Origin of the sequence: Aliiruegeria haliotis, assembly GCF_003003255.1 — a bacterium.
GTDB lineage: Bacteria > Pseudomonadota > Alphaproteobacteria > Rhodobacterales > Rhodobacteraceae > Tropicimonas > Tropicimonas haliotis.
Genome location: NZ_PVTD01000009.1, coordinates 69,950 through 90,178, shown reverse-complemented (window position 1 = coordinate 90,178; position 20,229 = coordinate 69,950). Strand labels below are relative to the sequence as shown.

Sequence of the window (20,229 nt, the reverse complement as noted above, 5' to 3'; positions counted from 1 at the left end):
GGGCCTCTCCACGTGGCTTCCTGCCCGTCGCCTGGGCACTGCTCTGTCGGATGACCTAGCCCCCTGCGAGGCACAGCGCAAGCTGTCGGCGGCACGCGCGCTTTGTCACGCTTGAGCAGAGGCCCGGAGACGTGCATTCTGCGCGCCACTGCGACCTATAGAGCACACAAGAGGCAGCACATGCGCCCGACGCAAGCCCCCTTTCCCGCCGGCCGTCTCCGCCGAACCAGAAGCTCAGCCGCCCTGCGGTCGATGGTACAGGAAACCACCCTTGGCGTGGGGGACCTGATCTGGCCGGTCTTCGTCCGCGACGGTGACGGCGTGACCGAAGACGTGCCCTCGATGCCCGGCGTGCAGCGGCGTTCCGTCGACCTGACTGTGAAGGCGGCGGCCGAGGCGGCCGAGTTGGGAATCCCGGCGATCTGCCTTTTTCCCTACACCGACCCGGCGCTGAAGACCGAAGGCTGCGAGGAAGCCTGGAACCCGGAAAACCTCTCCAACCGGGCGATCCGAGCCATCAAGCGCGAAGTCCCCGAGATTGCCGTGATGACCGACATCGCGCTCGATCCTTACAATATCAATGGCCACGATGGGATCGTCGTCGACGGTGAGATCGTCAACGACGAGACGCTGGAGGCGCTGGTGAAAATGGGCCTGGCGCAGGCGGAGGCCGGGGCGGACATCCTCGGCCCGTCCGACATGATGGACGGGCGGATCGGTGCGTTGCGCACGGCGCTGGAGCAGGCACGGCACCCCAACGTGACGATCATGTCCTATGCTGCGAAATACGCCTCGGCCTTCTACGGTCCCTTCCGGGATGCCGTCGGCGCCAGCGGGGCATTGAAAGGTGACAAGAAGACCTACCAGATGAACCCGGCCAATTCCGACGAGGCGATGCGGCTCATCGAGCGCGATCTGTCGGAAGGCGCCGACATGGTCATGGTGAAACCCGGGCTGGCCTATCTCGATATCTGCCGCAGGGTGAAGGAGACCTTCGGCGCTCCGACCTTCGCCTACCAGGTGTCAGGGGAATACGCGATGATCGAGGCCGCGGCGCAGAACGGATGGATCGATGGCGAGAAGGTGATGCTGGAAAGCCTGATGGCGTTCAAACGCGCGGGATGTGACGGCATCCTGACCTATTTCGCCCCTCGTGTCGCCCGGCTGCTGAAAGACGGCTGAAGCGGCGGGCCGACCATTGCTGTCTTCTGCCGAATGCGGCGAGAGCCCGCCGGCCCTTGCGCTTGCCCCAACGGCAGCGTGACATGGCGGCTCCAGTCACGTATACTTGGCTCAACCGGCGGCAAACACGCCGGAACCGAGGCAATTCAGGCAGATTCCAGGACAGACTCATGGATTCCAAAACCACCCTATCCCGTCGCGGGTTCCTTGCGGCTGCGGCGGCCGGCACGGCGGCAATGGCCGGGTGCTCCAACCCCGTCGGCTCCAATGGCGCGCTGCGGATCGATCAACGCGTCGACGCCACGCGCAACTTCCTTTTCACCACCTATCCCGGCACGGCCGAGCTGGAACAGAAATCCTCCGGCGTGCTCTTCATGCCGCTGATCACCAAGGCCGGTTTCGGCGTTGGCGGCAGCTACGGCACCGGCGCGCTCCGGATCGAGAACACCACGGTCGACTACTACGAGGCGCTGCAGGCCAACGTCGGCTTCCAGGCCGGGGCTCAACAATATGCCCATGCGCTGTTCTTCATGACGCCCGAGGCATTGCAAAGCTTCCGGACCTCGCATGGCTGGTCTGTCGGGGCGGATGCGGAATACGCTTGGATCGACCAGGGCGGCAACCTCTCGGCGGAGACGCTGACCACCCCCGAGCCCATCATTGCACTGGTCTTTGCCCAGGCCGGGGTAATCGCGGGTGCAACGCTGGGCGGCACGAAATACCGCCGGATCATCCCCTGATCACACGCGCGGCGCCGTCACGGACGGCGCGCGCACAGAATGCTATCTCTCCAGATGGAACGGGCCGGGCCACGCGTTGGCACCGGCCCTTCTATCTTGGCGCGGCAGCGGCGGCGCCCGCATCGGTCACTTCAGCATCCATGTGCCGTCGGGATGAAAGGCATGGAAGGCGAAGGCGAACATCACGTCGTGGGGCACGTCCCTGCCCTGCGCGTCCTTCACCCGGATCGTTCCCACGTCCCGCCCCTTGGCGATGCTCTGGCTGTCGAGCGCAGAGGCCTGCCCTGCCCGCCAGCTCAAGGTCAGGCCGTCTTCGGAGATTTCACCCGCCGTCGCCAGCCGCTCCACCGGCCACGCCCGGGCACCAACTTTTACCACGCGGGCGAGCGGTGCAATGCCGTGGGGCGGCATCTCTCCATTGTAGAGGAAGGGGCGCTGTGAACTGTCATAGTTGGTATAGGGGTTGCGGCCGTAGGCGCGCGGATAGTCCGGCTCCGCCATGACCAGCCCATCGGGATTGCGCGCCTTGAACTCGGCCCAACTCTCCATCCAGGTCGGCAACTGCCGGAGTTCGGTGCCGGTGTAGTGGCCCACGATGCCGGTCCCGATGGCCTGCTGCCACCAGCTTTCGGTTTCCATGTCGTACATCACCATGTCGGAGTTCCTGAGCTTTCCGGAGACACCGAAAGTGAGGGTCCGCCCGCCGACACGGCGATCGAAGGTGATGCCGGAATTGCACAACGGACAGAAGGTCACCGCGACCGGCACGCCGCCGACGCTGTCATTCACGATCTCGTGCCATGTCAGGTAGCGGATCGGATAGGCACGCGGGTCGGCCCCATCGATCTCTACCGTGATCACCGGCTCGCGGTCGCCGATACGGCGCTCGTTGGCGACCCGTTTGAAGGCGGGGCTGGAGAGCGCCGGGATGCCGTCCTTCGGGGGGCCGCCGGACATGATCTCCGACCAGTTGGCAATATTGGTACGGGTGAAATCGGTGTCGGGCCATTCGGTCTTCCAGGCGCCCGGGTCCGCGGTGGCGGCGCTGGCAGAGATGAGAACGGCGGCGGCGAGGGCGGCAAGGCGCATGGGGGTTCCTTTCCTGTCCGGCGGGACAAGCCTGTCAGGGAATGCCGCGCCGGGATAGCCCTGCTCACGCAGGGTTCAGGAGACGTGTGGCAGCGTTCGGCGCCCGCCCCCTGCCGCAAACGGGGCGGACCGGGATTTCACCCGCCCGCAACGCGCGTCAATCACACCGCGCAAATGGCCATGGCCGAGAATGCGGCCGCAGTTCACGGAACTCGACCTGGGGAGCGTTCGCGGCACGTCCGGCAACGGCGAAAGCAAAGGCCCGACCGGCAACCGGCTGATGTCGGACTATCCGGCATCCTGCCCCGGCCCATAGATATGGGACGGCTCTGCATGCCAGGCGATTTCGATGTTGCTACACTCTGCTGCTGCCCGAATGGCAAGGTCGGAACCTGAAGGCGGCCCTGGCATTGCCCGCATCTGGGCCGGGGAAGGAAATGCTGCCATGCCCGCGATGTCGCCGGGGCAACGGCCGCACATTTCACCGGAAGTGCATGGCGTTCCGGATGCATCCTCACCCGCGACCGCAATCCGCCATCCCCGGACAACGTGTCAGGCGATGGACGCAGCGACATGGACGCACTGGCGGTCGCGAACTCCCCCCGGTGACCCAATGTTGGGTGGTATGTTGCGGGCACCTCCTGCGCGGGCAGGATCCGGCAGCACCTGACACAGCCCCCCGCCTTCGCCCCGGCCATGATCGGCATGAAAAAAGGCGCGCCCGGACAGGCGCGCCTCTGATCGTACGGGAACTGCGTCGGGTTAAGGCTGAACGGTGACGCTGACGATCCGGTCCGGGTCGCTCACGGCGCCGTTGCCACCACGCCCCTTCTTGATCGAATCCACGACGTCCATGCCTTCCACCACACGGCCCAGAACGGTGTACTGGCCATTCAGATGCGGCGCCGGCGCGAACATGATGAAGAACTGGCTGTTGGCCGAGTTCGGGTTGGACGAACGGGCCATGCCAACCACGCCGCGTTCGAACGAAACGTCGGAGAATTCCGCCGGCAGATCGGGCATGGACGACGCGCCCGTGCCCGCGCGCGACGTGTCGCCGCCGGCCTTGCCGAATTGCACGTCACCGGTCTGCGCCATGAAACCGTCGATAACGCGGTGGAAGACCACGTCATTGTACTCACCGCTCTCGGCGAGCGCTACGAGCCGCTCTACGTGCTTCGGCGCAACTTCGGGCAACAGGTCGATGACGATGGTGCCATTCCCTTCGCCCGCGACCTCGATCACGAGGTTCGGGCCCGCACCGTCCTCCGCCGCGACCGCCTGAGTGGTCGAGGCGTTGGTGAACAGGAAGAACGCGGCGAGGAACGCCAGTCCGACAGCGAAGATGCTGCCTGCGAATACCTTTCCATCAGACATCGGCGGCCACCTTCACCGAGATCATTTGGTCGGGATTCGCGGGCGGCTCGCCACGGGTGATGGCATCGACGAATTCCATGCCCTCGATCACGCGGCCATAGACGGTGTACTGCCCGTTGAGGAAGTCGTTGTCCTTGAAGTTGATGAAGAACTGGCTGTTGGCCGAGTTCGGGTTCTGCGAGCGGGCCGCACCGAGCGTTCCACGCGCATGCGGCAGCTTGGAAAACTCGGCCGGCAGGTTCGGCAGGTCGGATCCGCCGGTGCCGGCGCGGCGCATCTCGCCCCCGGCCTTGCCGTGTTCCACGTCGCCGGTCTGGGCCATGAAGCCCTCGATCACGCGATGGAAGACCACGCCGTCATAGGCACCGGAGCGGGCCAGTTCCTTCATCCGCGCGGAATGCTGCGGCGCCACGTCCGGCAACAATTCGACGACGACATTGCCATCCTTGAGTTCGATGATGACGGTGTTTTCGGGATCCTTGATCTCGGCCATTGGGTGTCCTTCCTGAGTCGCATGGCGGGTATTCCCCCCGCGGTTCGGCGCGACCCTAAACCGCGTTAGCGGAAACCTAAAGCCCATAGGCGCGCGTTGGCGCTTGCGATAGATCAGGGCCAACTCTCACCAAGGAGCATCCTCATGAGCTGGAAAACCCTCGACGACATGGACCTCGCAGGCAAGATCGTGCTGGTCCGTGTCGATATCAACGTGCCGGTCAAGGATGGCGTTGTGACCGATGCCACCCGTATCGAGCGCATCGTGCCCACGATCAAGGACATCGTGGCGAAGGGCGGCAAGCCGGTCATGCTCGCCCATTTCGGGCGTCCCAAGGGACAGGTCGTTCCGGAGATGTCGCTGAAGATCACGGTGCCTACACTGGAAGAAAAGCTCGGCCAGCCTGTTACCTTCATCGAGAAACCGTCCCGCGACGAGATCGCCGCCCTGCCCGAGGGAACGGTGGTGCTGGTCGAGAACACCCGTTTCACCGCGATGGAAACCGACAACGATCCGAAGATGGCCCAGTTCCTGGCCTCGCTGGGCGATCTCTATTGCAATGACGCCTTCTCTGCCGCGCACCGGGCCCACGCCTCGACCGAAGGCGTGGCGAAACTGTTGCCGAACTGCGCCGGGCGCCTGATGGCGCAGGAGCTGGGTGCGCTGGAAGCCGCGCTTGGCAAGCCCGAACGCCCGGTGGTCGCGGTTGTTGGCGGCGCCAAGGTCTCGACCAAGCTGGACCTGCTGTCCAACCTGATCGAGAAGGTCGATCACCTCGTTATCGGCGGCGGCATGGCCAACACATTCCTCGTCGCCAAGGGTGTCGAGATCGGCACGTCGCTGGCGGAACGCGACATGGCCGACACCGCTCGCGAGATCCTCGCCAAGTCGGAAACCACGGGCTGCAAGATCCACCTGCCGGTCGATATCGTCGTCGCGGGTGAGTTCGCCGCCGGAGCTGCCAACGAGACGCTCCCCGTTGATCAATGCCCCGCCGACAAGATGATCCTCGATGCCGGCCCCGCCACGGTCGAGGCGCTCAAGGGCGTGTTCGCGGAGTGCAAGACGCTGATCTGGAACGGCCCGCTTGGCGCCTTCGAGATCGAGCCCTTCCACAAGGGCACGTTTGACGCCGCATTGGCCGCCGCCGCCCTCACCGCAGACGGCAAACTGATCACCGTGGCAGGCGGCGGCGACACTGTCTCTGCGCTCAACAAATCGGGGGCGGCGAAGGACTTCACCTATATCTCCACCGCCGGTGGCGCCTTCCTCGAATGGATGGAAGGCAAGGAACTGCCCGGCGTCGCCGCGCTCGGCTGACACCCCGTCCTGGCGGGTGAAACTCGAAACGCGAGCGACCTGCACCTCGAGTCGAACCAGTCGTCGTACAACACCGCCCCGCCAGTTTTCTGGCGGGGCGTCTGCGTCTGTCGCCATACGTTTCGCAATGGCGCCCGACCGCGTGCGCGAGCCCCGGCACCTTTCCCGGCTGATCGATCGAACTGGAACGCGAACCCGGGCTTTTTTCCTTGAGCGCAACGGGTGCGGGCCGTCGGGACCAGTCTTCCTGCCCAAAATCCGACCGGCACCTCCCGATCCAACGGACCCCGACCGCAGGTTGACTGCGCGACGAGAGGCCAAAAAAAATCAACGAGATCGTGTGCATCTGAATGATTGCCAGCCCGTCTTCCGGCGATACACTTCAATTCAGGTGACTTTTTTTGAGGGGGGAGACTCATGAACATAACCGGCGATATTGGCGACAACGTCCTCAACGGGACGCCCGAACAGGACATCATAAAGGGACTGGGCGGCGACGACACGCTTCGCGGGAATGCCGAGGACGATGGCCTCTTCGGGGGAAACGGGCGCGACACCCTGTTCGGTGGCAAGGGTGACGACGACATCTATGGCGGGCGCGGCCTCGACACGCTGAAGGGCGGTGAAGGTGAGGACAACCTCGATGGCAATGGCGGAAATGACCGGATTCATGGCGACGCCGGCGACGACAGCCTCGACGGCGATGACGGCAACGACAGGCTCTACGGTGGCGCGGGAGAGGACGATCTTCAAGGCGCGGCGGGCAACGACCTGCTGCTGGGCGGCGCGGGCGAGGACGAGCTTGACGGTGGCGCCGGCAATGACACCCTCAAGGGCGGATCGCACGACGACGACATCGATGGCGGCCAGGGCGCCGACAAGCTCTACGGTCAGGCCGGGAACGACGACCTCGAAGGCGGCCGCGGCAATGACAGCCTTTTCGGTGGCAACGGCCAGGACGATCTGGAAGGCGGCAAGGGCGCCGATGTCCTGAAAGGCGGCAAGGGCGATGACAAGCTGGAAGGGAACGGTGGCCGGGACACCTTGGTTGGAGGCAAGGGCAATGATGTCCTTGAAGGCGGCGGTGGCGCCGACACGTTTGTCTTCAACAGGGGCGACGGCCGCAACAAGATCGACGATTTCGATCCCTCTCGCGATGTTGTGCAGATCAACAGCGGCGCCTCGGATTTCGCCCAGTTGCAGATCAGCCAGGACGGCGACAATGCGATTGTCGAATTCGCCAATGTGATGATCTGGTTCGACGACACGAAGGCAGGCGATCTCGACAGCGGCGATTTTGTCTTCTGACCGGGCACCTATGCCGCAGTCAGGCCGCAGTGCCCCACGGCTGAACGCGCCGCCTCGTCGAACGGGAAGAGGACTGTCGGGCCACAAAGAGGCGCTCATCCCCGCCGGACGACGGCAAACGCGCACCCATTTCGCAATCGTGGCGCCGGCGCGATGCCGACGCCACGCGTTTCGGAAAAAATCTCCGCCTACCAGAGATCGGCGCGCGGGATCGGCCCGGCCTCGCCACTGGAGCGGGCGTTGGCGTCGGTGCGCGGAGCGATGCCCATGTCGTCGAGGCGATCGGAAGGTAACGATTTCATCCTGTGGTTATCGCTTGCGAGGCAACGGCTCGCCCGCAACAAAGATACGATTCGGGACAGAAATGTGCCCTGGCCGGTCTGGCGGACGCTGCTGGAAATCTGATTTGTGGTCATCGCTCTGTTCTCCGCTTGGGGATTACCAATGCCACCACACTGACGGAGCGCCGTGAAAGCAGCGCAAGAACCGGGCTGCGTTTTGACTGGCCGCGTGTAATAATTCCGTGAAAAGTGCCCTTCCAATCGTAAAAGGCCCGGTCCCATCCCGCCATGCCCGACCTGACGCTTCATTTGACAGGCCCGTTTCGCCTGACCGATCGGCACGGCAAGCCGCTCTCCGGAGTGAGCCGGAGGGGCCAGGGCATGCTTGCCTATCTGTCCCACCAGGATGGGCAACGGGCCGAACGCGGTGCGCTGGCGGATCTGCTGTGGTCAGACCGGTCCGAGCCGCAGGCACGGGCCTCGCTCCGGCAGGAATTGTCGGTTCTGAAGCGGACACTCCCGGATGGGGTGATCGCCGCCGACCGACAGGCTGTCTGGCTTCACCCCGACCGGATTGCCTGTGTCGAGGGCTCGGGCACGTTTCTGCAAGGGTTCGATCTGCCGTCCGAGGGATTCGAGGACTGGTTACGTACCCGACGGGCGGCACTTGACGACACCTCCCCCCAACCAGCGATGGATATCGCGGGCGGACGGCACGACCGGCCCTCGCTGGCGGTCCTGCCCTTCGAGGAACTCGGCGGGCAGGAGGGCGACATGTTCGCCGAAGGCGTCGTCGAGGAGATCACCGGTGCGCTGAGCCGTGTGCAGGCGTTCCACGTGATCGCCCGGCAGTCCGCCTTTGCTTTGCGTGGGCAAGTGCTTTCGGCGCCGGAAACCGCAGAGGCGCTTGGCACCGACTACCTGCTGGAGGGCAGCGTTCGCCGATCCGGCCTGCGGGTCCGGATCTCCGTTCAACTGGTGCGGGGGCACGATGGCTACACGCTCTGGTCGGAGCGCTTCGACGACCGGCTGGACGACCTATTTGACTTGCAGGACCGGATTGCGACGCAGGTCGCCGGGCACCTCGCCCCGAACCTGCGCACCGCCGAGATCCTGCGCGCCGGTCACACGCCCCCGGAAAGCCGGTCGGCCTATGAATTGCTGCTGACCGCCCTGCCCCACTTCTGGGTCCACGATCCGGCCGAAAACGATCGCGCCATCGCGATGCTGGACGCGGCGTTGGCGAAGGCGCCGGATTTCGGCGCGGCGCTGGCGCAACGGGCCTGGTGTCACGCGCATCGGTGCTGCTACCTCTGGACGCTGGAGCCCGAGACAGCCCGCGATGCCGCCAGCGCCGATTTCGCCGCGGCCCTGCCGCTGGTAGGTGATCATGCGCCCTCGCTGACCGCACTCAGCGCAGCGGCGGCGATGGCCGTGAAGGACAACGCGACGGCAGAGGATCTCGCGCGGCGGGCATTGGATATCGACCCCAACAACGCCTGGGGCTGGCTGCGCATGGGCTGGATCGCCTGTTATCTCGCGCGGCCGGAGGAAGGTCTGTCGCATTTCGACCGCGCCGAAATGCTGAGCCCGCTCGATCCCTTCCTGTTCAACATCGACTTCGGCCGTGCCGCCTGCCTGCGCTCGATCAAGGAGTACGATGCCGCGGTCGCGATGATCGAGAAAGGCCTGCGCGCCGCCCCGCGTGCGGTCTGGGCCTATCGGATGCTGTTTGGCACGCTCTGGCTCAAGGGCGACCGGGAGGGCGCCATCCAGGCAGGCCGCAAATGGCTTGCCGCCCACCCGGGATTGTCGCGCGAAGTGATCCTGCAAGGGCTGCCCGACTGGGACCACGACCCCGACTACCTCGACCTTCTCGCCCGCTTCGACGAGTTGATCCCGGAGCGTTGAGGCCCAAGAAACGGAGGGGTGCCACTTTCCGGACGCGTTACGGCAGCAGAACGGGCACTCAGGACCCCGACCGCCGGATCCGTCCGGATTACCGGTGCCGGCAGGCTCCTGCCTAACCCAGCCAGACGCCAGATCGGGGCCTCGGGCCGGACACGACACGACGGCGCGGCCCCAACCAACCGCTGCCGGACGGATGGCGCGGCTATCGCACCCGGACGCCATGCTTGATCCAGAGGGGGCACATGCCGCCTAATGGACTCCTGAAACCTTGTTGGGAGGACACCATGCCGGCCCTTTATCCATTTTCCCGTCGTATCAACATGCTTGTTGCCGCGCTCGCGTTCGCGGCCCCTGTCGCCCGGGCGCAGGAGAGTCCGTCGCTTCTCGACCTGATCCGGCCGGAGCGGTTGATCCAGCATGTCGTGCAATCCGGGATCATGGCGCTGCGCACGCAGGTCGACTTGAAATACTCCGGCATGTCGGTCTGGCTCGGTGGAAGCCGGATCGCGCTGAACGACCTCGAAATCTGGCCCCTGCCCGAATGGGACGCGAACGGCGATTGCGTGGTCCGCGCCAGCCGGGTGGTCGTCAAGGGATCGGCTCTTGACCGGGCCGACGCCTACCGGGCCGATGTGGCCGCCTACGGCCTGTCCGCGCCGCTCATCTGTCTGCCTCCCGATGTGCGACCCATGGCGCAAATGGCGGGGTTGCAGGAAATCGCCTTGCCGCAAGCAGCCGTTCGGATCGGCTATGACATCCCGAGCGCCGCGGCAAAGGTCTCGGTGGATGCTGTGGCCACCGACCTGGCCGCAATCCGGGCGGAGGCGCATTTCCCCTACTTCTGGTTCGATGGGCGCGACGACATGGAAGAGCCACTGCCCGTCTTCTTCTTGTCGGAAGCCCGCGTAACTCTGGAGAACCTTGGCGCGTGGGAGCGGTTCTCGGTCCTTGTTCCACCGCCCTTTGCAAATGCTGAACAGGCGCCCCTCGCGCTTGAAGGGCTGGTCGGTTCGATGCTGGCAGAGGCGAACAGGGAGAGCGCCGACGACAGCGAGGCCGGCGACCCCAGCGCGCTGACTGAGGAGCAGCGCGCCTTTGTCTCTTCGCTGGCCGCCACATGGGGTGCTTTCCTCGCCGCGCCGCAGAAGCTGGTGCTGGAGACGGACATACCCGACGGCGAGGATGTCTTCCTCGACTTCGAGTTCTACGCCGACGACCCCAAGGTCATCTTCGCGGACCTGCGCCCGCGCCTGGCCACCGCCTCTGCCACGGGCACGGCCCTTCTCGACCTGGACCTGTTGCAGAAAGCCCGGATGGGCGAGATATCGGAGCTGTCCCCTGAGGACCTGCGCCGGGTCGGCATGGCCTTGATCACCGGGGAGGGTGCACCACGCGACGAGGGGCTCGGCGCCACAATCCTCAACGAACGGGCCAAACAGGGCGACGGGGTGGCCGCGATGGCGTTGGCACGGGCGTTGAAGGACAGCGCTCCGGAGGAATCGTACAGGATGGCGCTCCTTGCAGGCGCGACGGTGCAGCCGGGCGCCAGCGACCTGCTCGACCGGCTGGAGGCGGACCTGACGTTGGAAGGCGTGCTGTCCCTGCAGGCGGATTTCTCTGCCAATGTCACCCATCCGATGCAGGCTCTCGACCGGCTGCCGCTGATCCTGGACGAAGCACGCGCACGCATGACCGGACGGGGGCAGCCTCGGTCCTATGCCATCGCTGCGATGTGGGCATCGCTGGCAAAGGCCGCGGGCGCACCGGAGGGCACGGCCATCCTGGAGGAAATCGACGAACGCGTCCGCTTCGCCTCTCCGGCGGCCCGGGAGCTGTGGCAGGGGCAGCGCAACGACGCCAGCGCGCTCGCGCTTCAGGCCTGGGTGGAACAGGACCTGCCCGGCCGGCTCGGCCTCCGGCCGTGAAACCGCTACACACGGGCAACGATGCGTCCGGCCGAGGCCCACGGCCGGTCCCCGAGCCTTGCAAGAGGATCATAGCGGAACCGCAAAAAACGCTCGAAACCGGCTCTGAGAGCGCAAAACAATTGCTTCAGAGGGGTAAAACTGCGACTTAGCGACCACTTTCCGTCATCCGGCTTGCACGGCGCAACCGTCCAAAATACCTCGCACGTGCAATCCATAACTATTAGGGATCGAATCCATGAAAGCCACCCGTGCCGTTCAAAAGATCCTCGCCAATTACGAAGGCGAGACTCCCGGCGTGAAGGCCAACCTGTGCCGTATGCTCATGGCTGGCAAGCTGGGCGGAACCGGCAAGATGATCATCCTGCCCGTCGACCAGGGCTTCGAACATGGCGGGCACCGCTCCTTCTGCCCGAACCCCGCCGGTTTCGACCCGCACTACCACTACCAACTGGCTGTTGATGCCGGGCTGAACGCCTACGCCGCACCGCTTGGCTCGCTCGAAGCCGGCGCCGACACCTTTGCCGGCCAGATCCCGACGATCCTCAAGGTCAACTCGGCCAACTCCCTGATGTCCGGCACCGCCGCCAAGGATCAGGCTGTGACCGCCTCCGTCGACGATGCACTACGCATCGGCGCCTCCGCGATCGGCTTCACGATCTACCCGGGCTCCGACGCCATGTTCAACATGTTCGAAGAGATCGTCGAGATGCGGAAGGAAGCCGCATCCAAGGGCATCGCCACCGTGATCTGGTCCTACCCGCGCGGCGAAGGCGTGACCAAGGACGGCGAGACGGCAATCGACGTTGGCGCCTATGCCGCCCATGTCGCGGCACTGCTCGGCGCCCACATCATCAAGATCAAGCTGACCACCGATCACGTCATGCAGGACGAGGCCCGCAAGGTCTACGAAGAGACCGGCGTCGACATCTCCACCCTGCCCGCACGCGTGAAGCATTGTGTCGACAACTGCTTTGCCGGCAAGCGCATCGTCGTCTTCTCCGGTGGCGCCAAGAAAGGTGCCGACAGTGTCTATGACGATGCCCGCGCGATCCGCGACGGCGGCGGCAACGGCTCGATCATCGGCCGCAACTCCTTCCAGCGTCCGCGCGAAGAGGCCCTGCAGCTGTTCTCGAACCTGGTCGACATCTACAAGGGAAAGGCCTGACCCGGCCCACCGCCTGCCGGTGACCCGCCCTTTGAAAACCGACCCCGCGCACATTCGCGCGGGGTTTTTTTCGTGCCCCGAGTTGCGTCTAGCCAGGTCCGGGGGTCACTCCGGATGGTTCGGATCGACCCACAGCACCTCCTCGACCGCTTCGGCCGGCGTGATATCCAGGTTGACGACCACCGGGTCCTGATCGGAGCGCACGAGCACGCATTCCAGCGGCTCGTCCGGCGATGCGTTGATTTCCTGATGCGGCACGTAGGGCGGCACATAGATGAAGTCGCCGGGCTCGGCCTCGGCAGTAAACTCCAACCGCTCTCCCCATCGCATCCGCGCCTTGCCGCGCAGGACGTAAATCACGCTCTCCAGATGGCCGTGATGATGGGCGCCCGTCTTGGCATTGGGTTGCACATCAACGGTTCCCGCCCAGATCTTCTGCGCTCCGACGCGCGCGAAGTTGATCGCGGCGGCGCGGCTCATGCCCGGTGTCTGGGGCGTATTGTCATCCAGATCGCCCGCCTTGATCACGCGGACGCCGGTCTGCTTCCAGCCATCCTGTGGAATGGTCTCCGACATTGTGGGTGTCCTCCCGGATTGCGACATCTGTGGAGCCTAGCACATGGCCGGTCGTCCCGTCGCATGTGTTTACCACCAGACACCTTGGCCGATGACGATCACACCAGCGGTGTCCCGACGCGATCAGGCGGCCCCTCAGGCAAACCTGTTGCCGATCCGACTCACTTTACGCGGCCGCGCCCGGCACGGCAGCAACGGGGGATTTCCGGGATTCACAAAGCGAGTCGCCTGTGACAGACTCGAGCCATCCACCCGCAAAGAGGTGGGCAGAGGCAGAGTACATGAGTGGTTCCACATCCCGGCCGGCTTTCAAGTCGGCGCTTTTCATCACCCTGAGTTTCTCGCTCGCGATGTATTTCACATTCGCGGCGGTGCAGGGCGATTTCGGGTTGTTTCGGCGTGTCGAAATTGAGGCCGAGTCCCGCGTCCTTGTCGCAGAACGGGAATTGCTTCAGGCGCAGGTGGCGCGGATGGAGAACCTCACCCTCCGGCTCTCCGACGAGTTCCTTGACCTAGACCTGCTGGACGAGCGCGCTCGGGATGTTCTGGGCCTGATACGCACCGACGAGATCGTGATCCGCTGACCCCGGCTGGCTTCGCACTGCCTTCTGCTAGCTCCACCCGTCCCAGACAGCACGCATACACATGCCAACACCCCGGCGTGAATGGGTCTGCATGCCCCACCTCAAATCATCCGCCCGGTTCGTCCCAACGACGGGACGCCTGATGCAGTTGCCGAGACCACCAGCCCTCCGGAACCACCACTCCAAAGAGGGCGCCACCCTTTCTTTGGTGACCGCAACCGTCCCACCCTCCGCATGCCTGCTATTCATTGTTTCCCCTACGGCGTTTTTTTGGTCGCGACATCGAACGCCCTCTGATAGATGATAATTCAACGTTAAACTATTTCTCGGCGAGGGGAGGCTCTGCGAATGGCAGCGCGACGGACCACCAAGAAACCAAATGTCTCCAAGGAAGAGTTGCTTGGCTACTATCGGGACATGCTCCTGATCCGGCGTTTCGAAGAAAAAGCCGGCCAACTTTATGGCATGGGGCTCATCGGCGGCTTCTGCCACCTCTATATCGGACAGGAGGCCGTCGTGGTCGGTCTGGAAGCCGCGACCGAGGAAGGCGACAAGCGCATCACCTCCTACCGCGATCATGGCCACATGCTGGCCTGCGGCATGGACCCCAAGGGTGTGATGGCCGAGCTCACGGGCCGCGAAGGCGGTTATTCCAAGGGCAAGGGCGGCTCCATGCACATGTTCTCCAAGGAGAAGCATTTCTACGGTGGCCACGGCATCGTCGGCGCGCAGGTGCCGCTCGGCGCCGGCCTCGCCTTCGCCGACAAGTACAATGACAATAGTCGCGTGACCTTCACCTATTTCGGGGACGGCGCGGCGAACCAGGGCCAGGTCTACGAAGCATTCAACATGGCTGCCCTCTGGGATCTGCCGGTGATTTTCGTGATCGAGAACAACCAGTATGCCATGGGCACGGCCCAGCAACGCTCGACATCCAGCCAGGAGATTTACAAGCGTGGCGCCGCCTTCGGCATTCCCGGCGAGGAAGTCGACGGCATGGACGTGCTGGCCGTGAAGGCCGCCTCCGAAAAGGCCGTCGCCCACTGCCGCTCCGGCAAGGGGCCTTATATCCTCGAAGTCAAGACATACCGCTACCGCGGTCACTCCATGTCGGATCCGGCAAAGTACCGGACCCGCGAGGAGGTCCAGAAGATGCGCGAGGAGCGCGATCCGATCGAATCCGTGCGCCAGCTTCTGCTGACTGGCAACCACGCCACCGAGGACGAGCTCAAAGCCGTGGACAAGGAGATCAAGGATATCGTCAACGAGTCCGCCGAGTTCGCCAAGGAAAGCCCCGAACCCGCGCTCGAAGAGCTTTGGACCGACATCTACGCCGACGTGGCGCCGCAGAACGCCTGAGGGAGACGAACAGACATGGCAACCGAAGTATTGATGCCCGCCCTGTCGCCGACCATGGAGGAAGGCACGCTGGCGAAATGGATGGTCAAGGAGGGTGACACCGTCTCCTCCGGTGACATTCTGGCCGAAATCGAGACCGACAAGGCGACGATGGAATTCGAAGCCGTCGACGAAGGGATCATCGGAAAGATCCTGGTGTCCGCCGGCACCGAGGGTGTCGCCGTGAACACCCCCATCGCAATCATGGTCGAGGAAGGCGAAGACGTGGATGCGGCCGTCGCCTCTGCCGGATCCGCTGCCGCCGAGGCCCCCGCCGCGGAGGCCCCTGCTGCTGCGGCGCCCGCCGCCGCTGCTCCGGCGGCGCCGGTGGCAAGTGTCACGCTGGAGCCCGATTACCCGGAAGGCACCGCGCTCAAGACCCAGACCGTCCGCGAGGCGTTGCGCGATGCGATGGCCGAGGAGATGACCCGGGACGACAGCGTCTACCTGATGGGCGAGGAAGTCGCCGAGTACCAGGGCGCCTACAAGGTGTCCCAAGGGCTTCTGGATCAGTTCGGCGCCAAGCGCGTGATCGACACACCGATCACCGAGCACGGATTTGCCGGCATCGCGGTGGGCTCTGCCTTCGGCGGCCTGCGCCCGATCGTGGAGTTCATGACGTTCAACTTCGCCATGCAGGCGATTGACCAGATCATCAACTCCGCCGCGAAGACGCTCTACATGTCCGGCGGCCAGATGGGCTGCCCGATCGTGTTCCGCGGACCGAACGGTGCCGCCGCCCGCGTCGGCGCCCAGCACAGCCAGGATTACGCCGCCTGGTATGCGCAGATCCCCGGCCTGAAGGTGGTGCAGCCCTATTGCGCCTCCGATGCCAAGGGTCTGCTCAAGTCGGCGATCCGCGATCCGAACCCTGTGATCTTCCTCGAGAACGAGATCCTCTACGGGCGCACCTTCGACGTGCCGGATCTGGAGGATTACACTGTTCCCTTCGGCAAGGCGCGCATCTGGCGCGAGGGCGACGACGTGACCATCGTCTCCTTCGGCATCGGCATGCAATATGCGCTCGAGGCCGCCGAAAAGCTTGCCGAGGATGGCATCTCCGCCGAGGTGATCGACCTGCGGACCCTGCGGCCGCTCGACTATGACACGTTGCTTGCGTCGGTCATGAAGACCAACCGCTGCGTGACGGTGGAAGAAGGGTTCCCGGTGGCATCCATCGGCAACCACCTGTCCGCCTACATCATGGAAAACGCCTTCGACTATCTCGATGCACCGGTGGTGAACTGCACCGGCAAGGACGTGCCCATGCCCTATGCCGCCAACCTCGAGAAGCTTGCGCTCGTGACCACCGACGAGGTGATCGCGGCCGTCAAGTCCGTGACCTACCGCTGAGGAGCGAGACATGCCGACTGAAATCCTGATGCCTGCCCTGTCTCCGACCATGGAGGAAGGCACGCTGGCAAAATGGCTGGTCAAGGAGGGGGATGAAGTCTCCTCCGGAGATCTGCTGGCCGAGATCGAGACGGACAAGGCGACGATGGAATTCGAAGCCGTGGATGAAGGTGTGATCGGCAAGATCCTGGTGGCCGAGGGCACCGAGAACGTCGCCGTGAACGCACCCATTGCCGTTTTGCTGGCCGAGGGCGAAAGCGCCGACGATATCGGGGAGGTCTCCGCCGCCCCGTCGGAGACCCCGGCCACCGACGCGGGCAACGAGGCGGCCGCGCCAGCGGCCTCCGAGGCACCCGCCGCCTCGTCCCCTGCCCCGGCGGCGCCCGCCGCGGCCGACGGCGCCCGGATCTTCGCCAGCCCGCTGGCCCGCCGCATCGCCGCGGACAAGGGGCTCGACCTGACACAGATCCAGGGCTCCGGCCCGCGCGGCCGGATCGTGAAGGCCGACGTGGAAAACGCGACCGCGGCGCCTGCCAAGGCACCGGCGGCAGAGGCTCCGAAGGCCGTGGCTCCCGCAGCCGCCCCGGCCGGTCCCTCGACCGATGCGGTCCTCAAGACCTATGCCGACCGCGACTTCGAGGAGATCTCCCTCGACGGTATGCGCAAGACCGTCGCCGCACGCCTCACCGAGGCCAAGCAGACGATCCCGCATTTCTACCTGCGCCGCGACATCAAGCTCGACGCCCTGCTCAAGTTCCGCGCGACGCTGAACAAGCAGTTGGAGGCGCGCGGTGCGAAACTGTCGGTGAACGACTTCATCATCAAGGCCTGCGCGCTTGCATTGCAATCCGTGCCGGAAGCCAATCGCGTCTGGGCCGGCGATCGCATGCTGCAGCTCAAGCCCTCGGACGTGGCGGTGGCCGTGGCCGTCGATGGTGGCCTGTTCACGCCGGTCCTGAAGGATGCTGAGATGAAGTCGCTTTCGGCCCTCTCGGCGGAGATGAAGGACCTCGCCGGGCGTGCCCGCGACAAGAAGCTTGCCCCGCATGAATATGTCGGTGGCACCTTCGCGATCTCCAACCTCGGCATGTTCGGCATCGACAATTTCGACGCGGTCATCAACCCGCCCCACGGTGCGATCCTCGCTGTTGGCGCCGGCGCGAAGAAACCTGTAGTGGGCGACGACGGAGAGCTGACGGTCGCGACCGTGATGTCGGTGACACTGTCCGTCGATCACCGGGTCATCGACGGCGCGCTCGGAGCACAGCTTCTGCAAGCCATTGTCGACAATCTGGAGAACCCGCTCGGCATGCTCGCCTGATCGGCTCCCGGATCGAAACACCAACGCGCGGGCCTTCGGTCCGCGCGTTTTCTTTTTCAGCACCTCTTCGCGGCCGGACGTTGCGTCCGCAAGGCAACTGTCTGCTGACGCTAGATATTCCTGCACAATACCGTTTCCAAAGGGGAGCGATGACCAGTCTCTAGTGGCAAGCCCGGCCAGTTGTGCGCAGGTTGATTGCGATCCCCGCATGTCATCTCAGCGAGGTGAAACGCCCCCCCAGCCGACAAGCCCGACGTCAGAGGGGTCTTCTTCCACCGCTGATACGGATCGACAACCCGCCGTTTCACGTCACTCGGAGGCCAATGGCTCGACGCAGCCGCCATCCGGAGCCGCGAGGCCAAAATCCCGCAGCAAGGCCTCACCCTCCGCCCGGTGGAGCCCAAACTCCCGAAACAACCGCTGCCGGGCGCCATCCCTCCCGTGCCGCGTGCTGGTGTTGCCGTCGTGGTTCACTGCGTAGATCATCGCCGGGAACGGCACCGGATCCACCGGCTGCCCCATCCGCGCAAGGTACCGGGCCTGAAGCTTGTGGCTGAAGGGCAGTGTACACAGAATGCGCTTCGCGTTCCGCGTGTCGGACAGATCCACCGCCACCGCGAGGCAAGATCCGCACATTTCATGGAAAGGCATGCCGGACACGTCCTGCGACAGCCGCACGACCTGTGGCCCGGTCACATCCCACATGAATCCGTCATCAATCAGGTATCCATGCCGATTATTGTCTTCAATCAGGAAACGACAGAGCCCTGGATGGGCGATATCGTCTGCATCGATCAACACAACGTAGGCAGGACCGTCCAGCCGGTCGGCAATCGCCCGTGCGGCTATCCGGTGTTTCGGGTGTTTGTCGATGCCCTGAATGCGGTTGAGCCGCTCCGGCGCCGGAATGAAGTGCAGGTCGTGATGGCATTCCAACCCCTCCGGCAGGTCCTGCCCGCAAATGAAGGTGGAAATGTCCGCCCCATCCTGCCGATCGATGGAAGCGAGGGTCATTTGGAGGCGCTCCCGGACGCCATTCCAATCGCTGGCGTCCCTCTGGCCCACCAGCTTGATCAGGAACACCACCCGCGGCACGCCCTCGCCAAACCCGGCCCGGCCAAACCGCCGATGCGCCCAGGTGAAAGGACGTTCCGCCCGGGCGATCCACCAATACGGATCCCGCACCCGCCGCCAGCGTTCGTCCCAACCGGACTCGTTCCACGTGCCCATGCGCACCTCGTCTGCCTCTCGTGTTCCATCTGACGCGAGAGCACGGGAGTTGCAATCCGTTCGGGGTGATTCCGGGGTGCGGCCTCCCCGTCCGGGATCACTTGGTGCCGATCAACTGGTCCATGGTCACGGAGGGTTGCGAGCAGCCCGCCTCGCCCACGATCCGCGCCGGAACCCCGGCCACGGTCGTCTTCGCTGGCACATCCTCCAGCACGACGGAACCTGCCGCGATCCGGCTGCACTGCCCGACGCTGATATTGCCAAGGACTTTCGCCCCCGCCCCGATCAATACGCCGTTGCCGATCTTCGGGTGGCGGTCGCCGTCTTCCTTGCCGGTCCCCCCAAGCGTCACCGCGTGCAACATGGAGACATTGTCACCAACGACCGCCGTTTCGCCGATCACGATGGAATGCGCGTGGTCGATCATGATCCCACGCCCGATCCGGGCCGCCGGATGAATGTCGATCCCGAAGGTCTCAGAGATTCGCATTTGCAGGAAGTAGGCCATGTCGCTGCGGCCTTGCTGCCAGAGCCAGTGGCCGATGCGATAGGCCTGCACGGCCTGGTATCCCTTGAAGAAAAGGATTGGCTGCAGGAACCGGTGGCAGGCGGGGTCGCGTTCGTAGGTCGCCACGAGATCGGCACGCGCGGCGGTTGAGATCCCGGGATCGGAGGAAATCGCCTCGTCCGCGATTTCCCGGATGATCTGCTCCGACATCTCGCCGGACGCCAGCTTCAGCGACACGCGGTAGGACAGCGCCCGCTCGAAGCTCGCATGGTGAAGGATACTCTGGTGGATCGTCCCCCCCAGAAGCGGCTCCGCCGCAACGGCCGCCTCGGCCTCCTGGCTGATCCGAGCCCAGACCGGGTCCACAGTCGCCAGACTTTCCTGTCTTTCCAGCATGGCACTTCCTTCCTCTCCCTGTCGGGAATACACCATCTTGGGGCAGGTTTGCACTCTGCAAAGGGCAAT

General features: G+C 64.6%; 17 protein-coding genes. 11 read left to right on the top strand and 6 right to left on the bottom strand.

The window, feature by feature from the left end:
• The first annotated feature begins 180 nt into the window (after positions 1-180).
• Both hemB and CLV78_RS18230 read left to right on the top strand, forming a co-directional pair.
• A complete protein-coding gene (hemB, locus tag CLV78_RS18235) occupies positions 181-1,182 on the top strand; it encodes a porphobilinogen synthase (RefSeq protein WP_106206706.1) in 1,002 nt (333 codons plus the stop codon).
• 170 nt (positions 1,183-1,352) lie between these two features.
• Positions 1,353-1,922, top strand: coding sequence for a lipid-binding SYLF domain-containing protein (locus tag CLV78_RS18230; RefSeq protein ID WP_106206704.1), 570 nt, complete (start codon positions 1,353-1,355; stop codon positions 1,920-1,922).
• Positions 1,923-2,048: 126 nt separating this feature from the next.
• Here CLV78_RS18230 and CLV78_RS18225 read toward each other — a convergent pair whose 3' ends face one another.
• The 3 genes from CLV78_RS18225 to CLV78_RS18215 all read right to left on the bottom strand — a co-directional run bounded on the left by CLV78_RS18225 (position 2,049) and on the right by CLV78_RS18215 (position 4,881).
• Positions 2,049-3,011, bottom strand: coding sequence for a DUF3179 domain-containing protein (locus tag CLV78_RS18225; RefSeq protein WP_106206702.1), 963 nt, complete (start codon positions 3,009-3,011; stop codon positions 2,049-2,051).
• Positions 3,012-3,773: 762 nt separating this feature from the next.
• Entirely contained in the window at positions 3,774-4,388 is a 615-nt protein-coding gene (locus CLV78_RS18220; protein WP_106206700.1) for a peptidylprolyl isomerase, read from the bottom strand.
• Entirely contained in the window at positions 4,381-4,881 is a 501-nt protein-coding gene (locus tag CLV78_RS18215; RefSeq protein WP_106206698.1) for a peptidylprolyl isomerase, read from the bottom strand. The genes CLV78_RS18220 and CLV78_RS18215 overlap by 8 nt, the downstream gene beginning before the upstream one ends.
• A 144-nt stretch (positions 4,882-5,025) precedes the next feature.
• On the opposite strand from CLV78_RS18215, the gene CLV78_RS18210 reads away from it, so the two are divergent.
• From CLV78_RS18210 to CLV78_RS18185, 5 genes are all read left to right on the top strand, one after another.
• Positions 5,026-6,201, top strand: a complete 1,176-nt coding sequence (locus tag CLV78_RS18210) for a phosphoglycerate kinase (RefSeq protein ID WP_106206696.1) — start codon at positions 5,026-5,028, stop codon at positions 6,199-6,201.
• Between the two features lie 417 nt (positions 6,202-6,618).
• Complete coding sequence (locus CLV78_RS18205) at positions 6,619-7,509, top strand: calcium-binding protein (RefSeq protein ID WP_106206694.1); 891 nt, start codon at positions 6,619-6,621, stop codon at positions 7,507-7,509.
• Between the two features lie 662 nt (positions 7,510-8,171).
• A complete protein-coding gene (locus tag CLV78_RS18195; RefSeq protein ID WP_106206690.1) occupies positions 8,172-9,701 on the top strand; it encodes a hypothetical protein in 1,530 nt (509 codons plus the stop codon).
• Positions 9,702-9,985: 284 nt separating this feature from the next.
• Positions 9,986-11,626, top strand: a complete 1,641-nt coding sequence (locus CLV78_RS18190; RefSeq protein WP_106206688.1) for a hypothetical protein — start codon at positions 9,986-9,988, stop codon at positions 11,624-11,626.
• A 238-nt stretch (positions 11,627-11,864) separates the two neighbouring features.
• The gene (locus tag CLV78_RS18185; protein ID WP_106206686.1) at positions 11,865-12,794 is read left to right on the top strand and encodes a class I fructose-bisphosphate aldolase; all 930 of its coding nucleotides are present in this window, start codon (positions 11,865-11,867) and stop codon (positions 12,792-12,794) included.
• Positions 12,795-12,899: 105 nt separating this feature from the next.
• On the opposite strand, the gene CLV78_RS18180 is transcribed toward CLV78_RS18185, so the two are convergent.
• A complete protein-coding gene (locus CLV78_RS18180) occupies positions 12,900-13,370 on the bottom strand; it encodes a cupin domain-containing protein (RefSeq protein ID WP_106206684.1) in 471 nt (156 codons plus the stop codon).
• A gap of 281 nt (positions 13,371-13,651) precedes the next feature.
• Between CLV78_RS18180 and CLV78_RS18175 the strand changes: the two genes are divergently transcribed.
• The 4 genes from CLV78_RS18175 (at position 13,652) to CLV78_RS18160 (ending at position 18,026) form a co-directional block, all read left to right on the top strand.
• The gene (locus CLV78_RS18175) at positions 13,652-13,954 is read left to right on the top strand and encodes an FtsB family cell division protein (protein WP_106206682.1); all 303 of its coding nucleotides are present in this window, start codon (positions 13,652-13,654) and stop codon (positions 13,952-13,954) included.
• 348 nt (positions 13,955-14,302) lie between these two features.
• Positions 14,303-15,313, top strand: a complete 1,011-nt coding sequence (gene pdhA, locus CLV78_RS18170) for a pyruvate dehydrogenase (acetyl-transferring) E1 component subunit alpha (protein WP_106206680.1) — start codon at positions 14,303-14,305, stop codon at positions 15,311-15,313.
• 15 nt (positions 15,314-15,328) lie between these two features.
• Positions 15,329-16,705: a pyruvate dehydrogenase complex E1 component subunit beta gene (locus tag CLV78_RS18165; protein ID WP_106206678.1), complete on the top strand. Its 1,377-nt coding sequence runs from the start codon at positions 15,329-15,331 to the stop codon at positions 16,703-16,705.
• 10 nt (positions 16,706-16,715) lie between these two features.
• Positions 16,716-18,026: a pyruvate dehydrogenase complex dihydrolipoamide acetyltransferase gene (locus CLV78_RS18160; protein ID WP_106206676.1), complete on the top strand. Its 1,311-nt coding sequence runs from the start codon at positions 16,716-16,718 to the stop codon at positions 18,024-18,026.
• A 309-nt stretch (positions 18,027-18,335) separates the two neighbouring features.
• Here the strand turns inward: CLV78_RS18160 and CLV78_RS18155 are convergent, their stop codons facing one another.
• Positions 18,336-19,256, bottom strand: a complete 921-nt coding sequence (locus CLV78_RS18155) for a hypothetical protein (RefSeq protein WP_106206674.1) — start codon at positions 19,254-19,256, stop codon at positions 18,336-18,338.
• A 97-nt stretch (positions 19,257-19,353) separates the two neighbouring features.
• Positions 19,354-20,160 (bottom strand): serine O-acetyltransferase, encoded by an 807-nt coding sequence (gene cysE / locus CLV78_RS18150; protein ID WP_106206672.1) that lies wholly within the window; start codon positions 20,158-20,160, stop codon positions 19,354-19,356.
• Positions 20,161-20,229: the final 69 nt, after the last annotated feature.